This window comes from Sphingosinicella terrae (assembly GCF_003347635.1).
Lineage (GTDB): Bacteria > Pseudomonadota > Alphaproteobacteria > Sphingomonadales > Sphingomonadaceae > Allosphingosinicella > Allosphingosinicella terrae.
On the sequence record NZ_QDFY01000001.1, the window covers coordinates 821364 to 833723 of the forward strand.

The 12360-nt window shown below is 68.1% G+C and carries 14 protein-coding genes; 8 read left to right on the top strand and 6 right to left on the bottom strand.

The features are described 5' to 3' along the window. Positions 1 to 25 precede the first annotated feature (25 nt). The 4 genes from DDE10_RS03810 (at position 26) to DDE10_RS03825 (ending at position 3357) form a co-directional block, all read left to right on the top strand. Positions 26 to 1414 (top strand): leucyl aminopeptidase family protein, encoded by a 1389-nt coding sequence (locus DDE10_RS03810; RefSeq protein WP_114951350.1) that lies wholly within the window; start codon positions 26 to 28, stop codon positions 1412 to 1414. A 156-nt stretch (positions 1415 to 1570) separates the two neighbouring features. Beyond that, the gene (locus DDE10_RS03815; RefSeq protein WP_114951351.1) at positions 1571 to 1912 is read left to right on the top strand and encodes a MarR family winged helix-turn-helix transcriptional regulator; all 342 of its coding nucleotides are present in this window, start codon (positions 1571 to 1573) and stop codon (positions 1910 to 1912) included. A 91-nt stretch (positions 1913 to 2003) separates the two neighbouring features. Beyond that, positions 2004 to 2747: a C40 family peptidase gene (locus tag DDE10_RS03820; protein WP_162806266.1), complete on the top strand. Its 744-nt coding sequence runs from the start codon at positions 2004 to 2006 to the stop codon at positions 2745 to 2747. A gap of 205 nt (positions 2748 to 2952) precedes the next feature. Then, complete coding sequence (locus DDE10_RS03825) at positions 2953 to 3357, top strand: hypothetical protein (protein ID WP_114951353.1); 405 nt, start codon at positions 2953 to 2955, stop codon at positions 3355 to 3357. A 127-nt stretch (positions 3358 to 3484) separates the two neighbouring features. Here the strand turns inward: DDE10_RS03825 and mltG are convergent, their stop codons facing one another. From mltG to DDE10_RS03840, 3 genes are all read right to left on the bottom strand, one after another. Next, complete coding sequence (gene mltG, locus DDE10_RS03830) at positions 3485 to 4453, bottom strand: endolytic transglycosylase MltG (protein WP_114951354.1); 969 nt, start codon at positions 4451 to 4453, stop codon at positions 3485 to 3487. 77 nt (positions 4454 to 4530) lie between these two features. Continuing rightward, positions 4531 to 5790, bottom strand: coding sequence for a beta-ketoacyl-ACP synthase II (gene fabF, locus DDE10_RS03835; RefSeq protein WP_114951355.1), 1260 nt, complete (start codon positions 5788 to 5790; stop codon positions 4531 to 4533). A gap of 109 nt (positions 5791 to 5899) precedes the next feature. Continuing rightward, the gene (locus tag DDE10_RS03840) at positions 5900 to 6136 is read right to left on the bottom strand and encodes an acyl carrier protein (protein WP_114951356.1); all 237 of its coding nucleotides are present in this window, start codon (positions 6134 to 6136) and stop codon (positions 5900 to 5902) included. Positions 6137 to 6389: 253 nt separating this feature from the next. Between DDE10_RS03840 and DDE10_RS03845 the strand changes: the two genes are divergently transcribed. Beyond that, positions 6390 to 7631 carry a glycosyltransferase family 87 protein gene (locus tag DDE10_RS03845; RefSeq protein ID WP_114951357.1) on the top strand — a complete coding sequence of 414 codons (1242 nt, stop codon included), beginning with the start codon at positions 6390 to 6392 and terminating at the stop codon, positions 7629 to 7631. Here DDE10_RS03845 and fabG read toward each other — a convergent pair. Continuing rightward, positions 7585 to 8322: a 3-oxoacyl-[acyl-carrier-protein] reductase gene (fabG, locus tag DDE10_RS03850; RefSeq protein ID WP_114951358.1), complete on the bottom strand. Its 738-nt coding sequence runs from the start codon at positions 8320 to 8322 to the stop codon at positions 7585 to 7587. The genes DDE10_RS03845 and fabG overlap by 47 nt on opposite strands. A 25-nt stretch (positions 8323 to 8347) precedes the next feature. Further along, entirely contained in the window at positions 8348 to 9271 is a 924-nt protein-coding gene (gene fabD, locus DDE10_RS03855; RefSeq protein WP_114951359.1) for an ACP S-malonyltransferase, read from the bottom strand. A gap of 349 nt (positions 9272 to 9620) precedes the next feature. Between fabD and rpsF the strand changes: the two genes are divergently transcribed. Genes rpsF through rplI form a run of 3 tightly spaced genes read left to right on the top strand, consistent with a single transcriptional unit; the run spans position 9621 to position 10918 of the window. After that, on the top strand, positions 9621 to 10067 hold the full coding sequence (gene rpsF / locus DDE10_RS03860; protein WP_114951724.1) for a 30S ribosomal protein S6: 447 nt from the start codon (positions 9621 to 9623) through the stop codon (positions 10065 to 10067). A 17-nt stretch (positions 10068 to 10084) separates the two neighbouring features. Further along, a complete protein-coding gene (rpsR, locus tag DDE10_RS03865) occupies positions 10085 to 10309 on the top strand; it encodes a 30S ribosomal protein S18 (protein ID WP_114951360.1) in 225 nt (74 codons plus the stop codon). A gap of 12 nt (positions 10310 to 10321) precedes the next feature. Next, on the top strand, positions 10322 to 10918 hold the full coding sequence (gene rplI, locus DDE10_RS03870) for a 50S ribosomal protein L9 (RefSeq protein WP_114951361.1): 597 nt from the start codon (positions 10322 to 10324) through the stop codon (positions 10916 to 10918). Positions 10919 to 11041: 123 nt separating this feature from the next. Here the strand turns inward: rplI and DDE10_RS03875 are convergent, their stop codons facing one another. Beyond that, positions 11042 to 12349, bottom strand: coding sequence for an MFS transporter (locus DDE10_RS03875; RefSeq protein ID WP_114951362.1), 1308 nt, complete (start codon positions 12347 to 12349; stop codon positions 11042 to 11044). Between the last annotated feature and the right edge of the window lie 11 nt (positions 12350 to 12360).

The window sequence follows — 12360 nt, forward strand, 5'->3', positions numbered from 1 at the left end:
GTCCCGATGGTGATAGGGGACCAGCATGCCAGACCTCGCCGACCTCCTCCAGCCCGACCGCGGGCAGCCGGCCACGCCGCTCCAGCTCGTCGACCGCAAGTGTTTCGACGCTTGGCTCGCGGCCCAGCCCGATCGCGCCCGCCAGGCGGCGCAGGCCCAGGGTTTCAGGGGCGACGGTTTCCAGCTCGCCGTGCTGCCGGGCGAGCGCGACGGCTGGTCGGCCGTGCTCGGAGTCGCCAATGTCGACGAGCTCAGCCCCTGGTGCCTGGCCAAGGCCGCGGAATCCCTGCCGGAAGGGACTTATCGGGTCGAGGGCCGCAGTCCCGGGCCGGCGATGCTGGGCTGGCTGCTCGGCCAGTATCGCTTCGACCGCTACCGCGTGGCGAAGGAACCGAAAGGGCCTCGCGTGCTGCTCACCGACGATCCGGCCCGGGTTGGCGAAGCCGTCGACATTGCCGGCTCGGTCTACCTGGTCCGCGATCTCGTCAACATGCCGGCAGGCGATCTCGGGCCGGCGGAGCTGCAATCGGCCGCCGAGGAGGTCGCCGCCGAATTCGGCGCACGGATCCGCACGACGACCGGCGAGGCGCTCGACTCTGGCTTCCCGATGGTGGCAGCGGTCGGCCGCGCGGCGGCGCCGGAGCGGGGACCCCGGCTGATCGAGCTGGAATGGGGCGACCAGCGCCATCCCCGCATCGCCTTGGTCGGCAAGGGCGTCTGCTTCGATTCGGGAGGCCTCGACATCAAGCCGTCCGCGGGCATGCGGCTGATGAAGAAGGACATGGGCGGGGCGGCGCACGCCCTCGCCTTGGCCCGGCTGGTGATGAAGGCGAACCTGCCGGTGCGGCTGCACCTGGTCGTCCCGGCGGTCGAGAATGCCGTTTCCGGTGCCGCGTTCCGACCGGGCGACGTGCTGCGCAGCCGCAAGGGCCTCAGCGTGGAGATCGGCAATACCGATGCGGAAGGGCGCCTCATCCTCGCCGACGCGCTCACGCTCGCCGCCGAAAGGGAGCCGGAGCTGATCCTCGATTTCGCGACGCTGACCGGGGCGGCGCGGATCGCGCTCGGCCCCGACCTGCCGGCTCTCTTCGCCAACGAGGACAGTCTTGCCGCGACGCTGCTCGAATGCGGCACCGCCGTGTCCGATCCGCTCTGGCGGATGCCGTTGTGGAAGCCCTATGACGACATGCTGTCGTCCGACATCGCCGATCTCGGCAACGTCTCGGAGGCGCCGATGGCCGGCGCGGTCACGGCGGCCCTCTTTCTGCAGAGGTTCGTGCCGGAAGGAACGGCCTGGGCCCATTTCGACACTTTCGCATGGCGATCCGCGGCCAAGCCGGGCCGACCGAAGGGCGGCGACGCTCTCGGTCTTCGCGCCGCCTGGCAAGCGATCCGGAACCGCTATCCGCGCTAGGATCTGGCCTGGAAAAGCGGATCGTGCTTCATTTTTCAGCAGAATTCCGGATTGGTCGGAAACGAAACGGGTACTTGCTGGTTTAATTGCCGAAACGTCCTTTCCTCCAATCATTTCGGAGCAAGCGCCGTGTCGGAGCAAGCGCTCAGAAGCTGGATGCACACCCTGATCAACTATGTCCGGTCTGGTCAGCCGGACCTGACCAACCGGCAGATGGCCCTGATGCTGCTCGTCTACCTCACGCCGGGTCCGCACACGGTCCGTGGCCTCGCCCATATATTGGGCGTGTCGAAGCCGGTGATCACGCGCGCCTTGAACACACTCGGCTCGCTCGGCTATCTGCGCCGCGTTCGCGATGAGACCGACCGCCGCAATGTCTTCGTCGCCAGGACCAGTGTTGGACAGGAATTCCTTGAAAGCTTCGAACGCAATCTCGAGCAGGACGGCTCCAGCAAGAAAGTCGCCCGGGAACGGGGGCTCATCCTCCAGCACGGCTGAGCGTTACGGGCTTTCGGGACCGTCGCTGCCGCTGGATGCGCGCATCAACGCCTATCGCCACGATCTCGCCGACATCGCCTTGGCGGGCCGGGTGATCGCGCCGCATTATGCGCGGCCGGTGATGCGCAGCTGCGGCGCCCATTCGACTTTCGTGCGCATCGAGCCCGATGCGGCCGCCGAAATCGCGTCGGAACTGCTTCCCGGCGAAGGCTTCGCGGTGCTCGAATATGCCGGAGGGTGGGCGTGGGGCTTCTGCGAGAATGACCATGTCGTCGGCTATGTCGAGGCGATCGAACTCGCCGCTCCCAGTCCGCCGACCCATATCGTCTGCGAAAGATGCGCGCCGGTGGCGGCCGACGATTTGGTGACCTCGCCGGTGCTGGCCTCGCTGCCGATGGGATCGAGGCTGCACGGGACCGAACAGGGCGCGTGCCTGGGTACCGAATATGGCTGCGTGTCGCTGAGCCATCTTCGTCGCATCGACGAGCATGACGAGGATCCGGTGGTGGTCGCGGAGCGGCTGATCGGCACGCCCTACCTGGCCGGCGGGCGCAGCTTCAACGGCATCGACGGCGCGGGCCTCGTCCAGCTCTCGCTGGCGCTGTGCGGCCTCGCCGCGCCGCGCTTTGCCGACGAGCAGCGGGGGCTGGGAGAACCGATCGCCGACGGCGTGCCGCTGCGACGGGGCGATCTCATCCTGTTCGACGGCGATTCGGGTCTGATGATCGACGATCTGCTGATGATCCACGCCTGCCCTGCCGCAGGCAAGGTAACGGTGGATCCGGTGGCCGTGCTCGACCGGCCCGGCCTGGAGCGCCGAAGACTCTCCTTCTGAGTCCGCCAAAGGCCTCGAATTCGCGCCTCGCCATGAGAAAGCGGCGCATCGACAAGCAGATGGGTCCCCCACTCAAGTAGAATTGCCGGCACTGCTTCGATGAACGCCCTGGCATCTTGGCCCCACCGGGCCATCCGATGCGCGCTGATTTGCATTTCGCCCGCGAAACGTTAACTTCCGGTTCGGGGGAACAGGGAGGGCGGACATGAGCAACGTCATCGGCGCGAGGCCACCCAGCTGGCTTCGTCTCGTCGGGTTCATCGCCTTGCTTTGGAACCTGGTCGGCGTGGCCTTCTATTTCGGTCATGTCGGCATCCTGGGAGGCGTCTTCGCGCCACCCGCGCCTGGCATCGCCATGCCCTTCTGGGTCTCCGGCGCCTACGCCGTCGGGGTCTTTGCCGGCGCCATCGGCTCGTTCGGACTGGCCCTGGCGCGTGAATGGTCGCGCCTCGTCCTTTGGATCTCGCTCATCGCCCTCGCGATCGACTGGGGATGGGTTTTCCTGGCCAGCGGCGCCGGGCTCCAGCCCCTCGGCATCGGCGTGCTCGCCATCGCCTTCCTCCTCGTCCGGCTCGCCGCCACCGGCGAGAAGAAAGGCTGGCTGGACTAGTCGATTTCTGGTCGGACGAGATTATTCGATCATCGGGAAATCTCGATAGATCTGACGCTGGACCGGATGATCCGATGCTATCAGGATCACGATCCGATCCAAGCGTGTCGGCCCCCTTGCCCGGCCCTCACATCTCGCCGCGCGCGCGCCGGATCGCGTACCAGCGGGCGACATTGGCATTGTGCTCCTGGAGCGTCCTCGCGAAGATGTGGCCGCCGGTGCCGTCGGCGACGAAATAGAGTGCGTCGGTCGTCTCCGGATTGAGCACGGCCGAGATCGACGCGCGGCCGGGATTGGCGATCGGACCGACGGGCAGGCCGGCCCGGACATAGGTGTTGTAGCCATTGTCGGCCCGCAGCTCCGAGCGGAGGATGCGGCGGCCCAGCGGGCGCCCACGCGTCACCGGATAGATGACCGTGGGATCGGCGCCGAGCGGCATGCCCGCCTTCAGCCGGTTGGTATAGACGCCGGCCACCATCCGCCGCTCGGATGGCTTGGCCGTCTCCTTCTCCACGATCGAGGCGAGAATGATCGCCTCCCGTGGCGTCGACACCGCGATATCCGGCCGGCGTTGCGCCCACAGGCGGGACAGCTCGGCGCGCATCGCCGCCTGCATACGCCCGAGCACGGCTGCCCGGCTTTCGCCGCGTTGGAAGCTGTAGCTGTTGGGAAGGACCGACCCCTCCGCGGGAACCGGGATGTCCCCGGTCAGATAGGGATTGCGGGCCAGCCGTTCGTGGACGAGCACCGACGGCATGCCTTCGGGAATGGTCACCAGCCTCTGCACCGGCCGACCATGCTGGAGAAGGTTCAGGATCCCGTCGGCGCTGAGCCGGGCCGGGATCAGGAACTCGCCGGCCTGGACCGGGTCGGACGAGCCGAGCAGCCGCGCGAAGGCGCGGAAGCTGGTGGCATTGCCGCGGATGACGCCGGCCTCCTCGAGCTGATCGGCGACGCGGGCCAGGCTCGATCCTTGGGCGACGATGAGCGTCTTGGGCTCTTCGGTCGGCCCCGGCCCCACCCACAGCAGCCAGAGCGCCGCCCCCGCAGCGACCAAGGCGAGAGCAGGCAGGAAAAGGAGGAGGAAACGCTTCACCGGCGGATCATCGCTGCGCCCGCATGTCCGTTCCCGCTCTTGCGGAGCGGGAGGCGACCAGACAGCCGAGCCTCAAGTCAGACGGCCTTCATCACCAGGCTGGCATTGGTGCCGCCGAAGCCGAAGCTGTTGTTGATGACCGCCCGAACCTGACGCTCCTTGGCATGGTGGGGGACGAGATCGACCCCGGCGGTACCCTCGCTCGGATTGTCGAGGTTGAGCGTCGGCGGCACGATCTGATCGCGAAGCGCGAGCAGGCAGTAAATCGCCTCGACCGCGCCGGCGCCGCCGAGCAGGTGGCCGATGGCGGACTTGGTCGAGCTCATCGAGAGGTTGCCGATGGCGTCGCCGAACAGCCGACGGACCGCGCCGAGCTCGAGTTCGTCGCCGAGCGGCGTCGACGTGCCGTGGGCGTTGATATAGTCGATGTCGCCCGGGTTCATTCCGGCACGCTGCAGCGCCATCTGCATCGCCCGGAAGCCGCCGGCGCCTTCCGGATGCGGCGCCGTCACGTGATAGGCGTCCCCGGACATGCCATAGCCGACCACCTCGCCATAGATCTTCGCGCCGCGCGCCTTCGCCCGCTCATATTCCTCGAGCACGACGACGCCGGCGCCCTCGCCCATCACGAAGCCGTCGCGCGCGACGTCATAGGGCCGGCTGGCCCGCTCGGGCTCGTCGTTGAAGGCTGTCGACAGCGCCCTCGCCTGGGCGAAACCGGCGATTCCGATCGGGCAGATCGCCCCTTCCGAGCCTCCGGCGAGCATGACGTCGGCATCGTCCATCGAGATCATCCGGGCGGCATCGCCAATCGAGTGGGCGCCGGTCGAGCAGGCGGTGACGACGGCGTGGTTGGGTCCCATGAGACCATATTTGATCGAGACCTGGCCCGAGGTGAGGTTGATCAGCCGGCCATGGACGAAATGCGGGCTGACCCGGCGTGGCCCCTTCTCGTGCAGCACCAGCGATTCCGACTCGATGCCGGGAAGCCCGCCGATGCCGGAGCCGATCGACACGCCGGCGCGATAGCGCTCCGCCTCGCTCATGTCGGTGAGGCCGGCATCCTCGAGCGCCTGGCCAGCCGCGTCGATGCCGAAGACGATGAACGGATCGACCTGGCGCTGGACCTTGTGGTCGACGCGCTTGTTCGGGTCGAAGCCATATTCATGATCGGCGGGCTTCACCTCGCAGGCGATCTTGCAGGCATAGTCCGTCGGATCGAACCGGGTGATCCGGCCCGCTCCGCTCTTCGCGGCGAGGATGTTCTTCCAGCTGGTCTCGACGTCGGCACCCAAAGGGGTGACGAGTCCGAGACCGGTGATCACGACACGGCGCATGCGTGCTATCTCCTAACGACGAGCGGCCCCCCGACCTAGGACGGGGAGCCGCTTTTTCAACTTTCGGCTCGGCCACCTCCAGGCGGACCGGCAGGCCTCGCGAGAAGCCTCAGGCCTTGTTCTGCTCGATGTAATCGATCGCGTCCTTGACGGTCGTGATCTTCTCGGCGGCGTCGTCCGGGATCTCGACCCCGAACTCCTCCTCGAAGGCCATGACCAGCTCGACGATATCGAGGCTGTCCGCGCCGAGATCGTCGATGAAGCTCGCTTCCTCGGTCACCTTGTCGCCCTCGACGCCCAGATGCTCGACGACGATCTTCTTCACGCGTTCGGCAGTCTCGCTCATAGTCCACCTTTCCCTAGAGGCTGTCTTGTTGAGCCCGCCCTAGCCGCTCGCTACCGCCGCTGGCAAGGGGCGCGCGCGAAGGCCCCAAGCTCCGGCAAGGTATCGGCGCGGTGGCTTCCCGGTCAATGCAGCGGCAGGCCCCGCTGCGCCCGTCCGATCATGATCCGCGCCCCGACATAGACGCCGGCATCCCGCGACAGTCATGGCAGCGCCGTTAACCATTCCTTGCCTTGGGCGGCGGCATGAGAGCGCCATGTGGAGATCGCTCGCCGACGGAAGCTGGCTGACCGCCGACCGCGTCCGCGCCGTCGCCCGCGTGGCCGGCGCGGCGAGCCTCCTTTTCCTCCTCTTCCTGCTGCTGACCTCGCAGGGCACGCTCGACCGGTGGGGGCGACCTCTCGGCACGGATTTCTCCAATGTCTGGACCGCGGGCCGGATGGCGATCGAGGGGCGCGCCGCCGATGCCTGGGACTGGGGCGCCCATCATCGGGTCCAGCAGGAGGCCCATGCCGATCGGGAGGTTCCCTTCTACGGCTGGCATTATCCGCCGCCTTTCCTGCTGGTCGCCGCCCTGCTCGGCTTCCTCCCCTATCTCGCCGCGCTTGCCGTCTGGCAGGGCGCCTCCCTGGCGGGAGCCCTTGCCGTGGTCCGGCGCATCCTGCCCCACCGCGATGCGCTGCCGCCGGTGCTCGCTGCGCCGGTGGTCCTGGTCTGCCTCGCTCACGGCCATAACGGCTTCCTTACCGCCGCGCTGCTCGGCGGCGGGCTGCTGCTGCTCGAGCGGCGCCCCCTCCTGGCCGGCCTCCTCCTCGGCTGCCTGGTCTACAAGCCGCAATTCGCGCTGATCATCCCGCCCCTGCTGCTCGTGACGCGCAACGGGCGGGCCTTCGCCGGCGCGGCCTTTTCCTCGGGCGCGCTCGTCGCCCTCACCCTGATGCTGTGGGGATGGCCGGTCTGGCAGGCCTTCCTCGATTCGCTGCCGCTGACCCGGCAGATCGTGATCGAGGCGGGTGCCACCGGCTGGGGCAAGATACAGAGCCCGTTCGCGATGATCCGGATGTGGGGCGGCGGCGTCGACCTCGCCTACGCGGTCCAGGGAATGACCTCCGCGGCCGCGATCGGCGCGGCCTTGTGGACCGCGCGGTTCGCGGGCCCCGGCCCGCGCGGTGCCGCCGTCGCCGCTGCCGCCATCCTGTCGACGCCCTACGTGCTCGACTATGATTTCGTCCTGCTCGGCATCGGCTGCGCCTTCCTGGTCGCGGACGGGCGGCAGCGCGGCTTCCTCGGCTTCGAGAAGTCGCTGCTCGCCTTGGTCTGGATCGCGCCCTTGTTCGCGCGGCCGCTCGCCACGCTGACTTTGGTCCCGGCCGGCCAGATCACCGCGCTGATCGTGCTGGCGCTGGCCGTGCGCCGCGCCGTGCTCGTCGACGATGCCGGCGGAGCCGCGCTCAGATCATCGCCATTCCGCCGTTCACGTGCAGGGTCTGGCCGGTGACGTAGCCGGCTTCGCGGCTCGCCAGATAGACGGCGGCCGCGGCGATGTCCTCGCCCTCGCCGAGCTTGCCGATCGGAATACGGCCGAGCAGCGCTTCCTTCTGCGCCTCCGGAAGGCCATCGGTCATCGCCGAGCGGATGAAGCCGGGGGCGATGCAGTTCACGGTGATGCCGCGGCTCGCTACCTCCTGCGCCAGCGCCTTCGACATGCCGACGAGCCCGGCCTTGGAGGCGGCGTAATTGGCCTGGCCGGGATTGCCGGTCGCGCCGACCACCGACGTGACCGAGATGATGCGGCCGTGGCGGGCGCGCATCATCGGCTTCAGAGCCGCGCGGGCCAGCCGGAAGGCGGCCTCGAGGTTGATCCGGATGACGTCGGACCACTCCTCGTCCTTCATGCGCATGGCGAGATTGTCGCGGGTGACGCCGGCATTGTTGACGAGGATGTCGAGCTTGCCGAGCGCCTCTACCGCCTGCGGCACCAGCGCGTCGACCGCGGCGGCGTCGGAGAGGTTGCAGGCGAGCGCAACATGGTCGCCGCCCAGGTCGGCGCGGAAGCTCTCGAGCTTCTCGGCATTGGATCCGGAGACGGCCAGACGCGCGCCCCGGGCAGCCAGGCCTCTGGCGATCGCCGAACCGATCCCGCCCGAAGCGCCGGTCACCAACGCGGTCATTCCTGAAAGGTCGAACATTTCTTCTGCCCTGTTCTGTGGAGTCCTAAATTTCTCTGACGAGCGCGTCGACGTCGTCGGGGGTGACCACGCTGATCACGGTGGCGTCGGGCGCGATGCGCTTGACCATCGGACCGAGCACCTTGCCGCCCAGTTCGACATATTGGGTGACGCCGGCCTCCCATAGGGCGACGACGCTCTCGCGCCAGCGCACCATGCCGGTCACCTGCCTCACGAGAAGCTCGCGTATCTCGTCGGGCTGGCCGGCCGGTGCGGCGGTGACGTTGGCATAGACCGGGACCGCCGGCGAGGCGAGCGCGGCGCCGGCCAGCGCATCCGCCATCGCATCCGCGGCCGGCTGCATCAGGGGACAGTGGAACGGCGCCGACACCGGCAGCAGGACGGCGCGCCTGGCGCCCTTCTCCTTGGCGATGTCCAGGGCCCGCTCGATGGCCGTCCGATGGCCGGAGATGACCACCTGACTGGGATCATTGTCGTTGGCGACGGTGCAGACCTGGCCCTGCGCCGCCGCCTCGGCCACGGCCTGGGCAACTTCGAGGCTGGCGCCGAGCAGGGCCGCCATCGCCCCCTCGCCGACCGGCACCGCCGCCTGCATCGCCTGGCCGCGCAGCCTCAGCAGCCGGGCCGTCGTCGCCAGGTCGAAGGCGCCGGCGGCGCACAGGGCGCTATATTCCCCAAGGCTGTGGCCGGCGACGAAATCGGCCTTCTCCGCCACGTCGAGACCGGAGGCGCGCAGGGTCGCGATCGCATTGGCCATGATCGCCGGCTGGGCATTTTCGGTCAAAGTCAGCGTGTCGAGCGGCCCTTCGGCCATGAGCGCGGACAGCTTCTGCCCGAGCGCCTCGTCCACCTCTTCGAGCACGTCGCGGGCGGCGCGGCTCGCCTCCGCCATCGCCTTGCCCATCCCTACCGTCTGGCTCCCCTGCCCGGGGAAGATGAATGCGCGCATAGCCTGACCCTCATCCTGACCCAAAGCCTCCCCCATGATGGGGGAGGTTGGTGGGGGTGGAGTTTCCGCCGGCACGGTGTCCGCCGCGACCTCCACCCCACCCAAACCCTCCTCATCAAGGGGAGGGCTTTGATTGGGTCGTGAACAACGGCTGCCCGCCTATCCACGCGCCCGCCTGGGCGCAAGGCGGACTTGATTTCCGTCGCTTTCTCCGCCATGTGGCCCGCATCCGGGGCGGAGGCGCGACCTTCAGCCCCGGCTTTCGCTTTGAAGCATCGCGAAGACGACAGCCGGAGGGGCGACCGCATTGGGCGGCGTCAGCGATCGGCCAAGACAAGGACGCATGAGCATGGCTCTCTACGAGCATGTGTTTCTCGCACGTCAGGACCTGGCCCAGGCCCAGGTGGACGCGCTGGCGGAGACCGCCACCAAGATCGTCGAGGACAATGGCGGCAAGGTCGTCAGGACCGAGACCTGGGGCCTCCGCAACCTCGCCTACCGCATCCAGAAGAACCGCAAGGCGCACTATGTCGCCCTCGACTTCGAGGCGCCCGCGCCGGTCGTCGCCGAGCTCGAGCGGCAGACCCAGATCAACGAGGACGTCATCCGCTACATGACCATCAAGGTCGACGAGCACGAGCAGGGCCCGTCGGTGATGATGCGCCGCGGCGAGCGCGACAAGCGTCGCGGCGACCGCGACGACGATCGCGGCCCGCGCGGCGACCGCGGTGATCGTGGCGACCGGGGCGACCGGGGCGACCGCCCCAGCCGCGGCCGTGACGAGTTCGAAGGCTAAGAGAGGGACATAGCGACATGGCACGCCCATTTTTCCGCCGCCGCAAGAGCTGCCCCTTCTCGGGCAAGGATGCTCCCCGGATCGACTATAAGGACGTCCGCCTGCTCCAGGGCTTCGTCTCCGAGCGGGGCAAGATCGTCCCCAGCCGCATCACCGCGGTCAGCACCAAGAAGCAGCGCGAGCTGGCGCGCGCGATCAAGCGCGCCCGCCATATCGGCCTGCTCCCCTATGTCGTGAAGTAAGGAGCCCGGGTCATGGAAGTCATCCTGCTCGAGAGGATCGAGAAGCTCGGCACCATCGGCGACGTCGTCAGAGTGAAGGACGGTTACGCCCGCAACTTCCTGCTGCCGCGCAAGAAGGCGCTTCGCGCCAACGAGGCCAACCGCAAGGTGTTCGAGGCCAATCGCGAGAAGATCGAGGCCCAGAACGCCGAGCGCCGCAGCGATGCCGAGAAGGACGCCAAGAAGGTCGACGGGCTGAAGATCCAGCTCATCCGCCAGGCGTCCAACACCGGCCAGCTCTACGGATCGGTGTCCGCCCGCGATCTCGCCGAGGCGCTGGAGGCCGAAGGCCACAAGGTCGCCAAGAACCAGATCGTGCTCGACCGCCCGATCAAGGCGATCGGCGTCCAGGACGTGAAGATCGCGCTCCATCCGGAGGTGTCGGTCACCATCCACGTCAACATCGCCCGCTCGCCCGAAGAGGCCGAGCTGCAGGAGCAGGGTGTCGACGTGATGGCCGAGATGTTCGAGAAGGACGTCGCCGGCTTCACCGAGGAGCGCGTCGAAGGCCTCGAGCCCGGCGAGATCGCGCCCGAGCCGGCCGAGGAAGGCGAACAGGCCCAGGCCTGACCCTTTCCAGGTGGAACGATCGAGAAGGCCGCCGGGCGACCGGCGGCCTTTTTCGTGCCTGCAATCCGCGCTGCCGGATCGAATAAAATATTCGACTCCATGCGCGCCAGGCGAAGGCGACCCTCAGCGGATGTCGGCGAGCTCGACGCCCTTGGTTTCCCTGGCGAGCAAGGCGGACACGCCGCTGACCGCGCAGCTGGCCGCCAGATAGATCGCCACCGGCAGCGCCGACTGGCTGATCTGGTAGAGCGAGACGGCGACGATCGGGGCGAGCGAGCCGGCGACGATCGAGGTGAGCTGATAGGCGATCGAGACGCCGGAATAGCGGATCCGGGTCGGGAAGAGCTCGGTGATGAACGCCGCCTGGGGCCCGTACATCGCGCCGTGGAGCACCAGGCCGACGACCAAGGCGGTGAAGATGGCGAGATCCTGGCCGCTGCCGAGCAGCGGGAACAAGGCGAAGCTCCATCCGGCGAGCGCGAAACCGCCGAAGGCGTAGACCGGGCGCCGGCCGATCGCGTCCGACAGGCGGGCGAAGGCGGGTATGGCGAAGAACTGGATGACAGCGCCGATCAGCAAGGCGTTCAAGGCGAGGCTGCGGGACTCTTCCGCATTCTCTACCAGGTAGTTGAGAGAGTAAGCTGTGAGGATGTAGTAAGAGATATTCTCGCCCCAGCGCAGGCCCGATCCGACCAGGATCGCCCGCGGGCGCTCCTTGAAGACCTCGAGCGCCGGCAGCTTCGGCGGGGCCTCGGCCTCCTCGACGGCAGCCTCGAACAGCCGGCTCTCCGAAACCCGGTTGCGGATATACCAGCCGACGATGACCAGGGCGAAGGAGAGCAGGAACGGCACCCGCCAGCCCCAGGCGACGAAGTCCGCCTCGTCCTGAAAGCCGGCCATCAGGGCGAGCACGCCGGCGGCGAGCAGGCTGCCGGCGGGAATCCCGGCCTGCGGCCAGCTCGCCCAGAAGCCGCGACGCGCCGCGTCGCCATGCTCGGCCGCCATCAGCACCGCCCCGCCCCATTCGCCGCCGACGGCGAAGCCCTGCACCAGCCGCAGCAGGACGAGCAGGACGGGCGCCCAGATGCCGATCTGAGCATAAGTGGGGAGAAGGCCGATCAGCACCGTCGCCAGCCCCATCAGCACGAGGCTCAGCATGAGCAGCCGCTTGCGCCCGATCCGGTCGCCATAGTGGCCGAAGACGATCCCGCCGATCGGCCGGGCGACGAAGCCGAGCGCGAAGGTGGCGAAGGACAGCAGGGTGCCGATCCACGGATCGTAGGTCGGGAAGAACAGGCGATTGAAGACCAGGGCCGCGGCCGCATTGTAGAGGAAGAAGTCGTACCATTCGATCGTCGTGCCGATCAGGCTCGCCATCACCACCCGCCGGAGCGGGGTCTTTTCACCGGTCGCTGCGGCTGGGGACGCCATCTCTCTTCCTT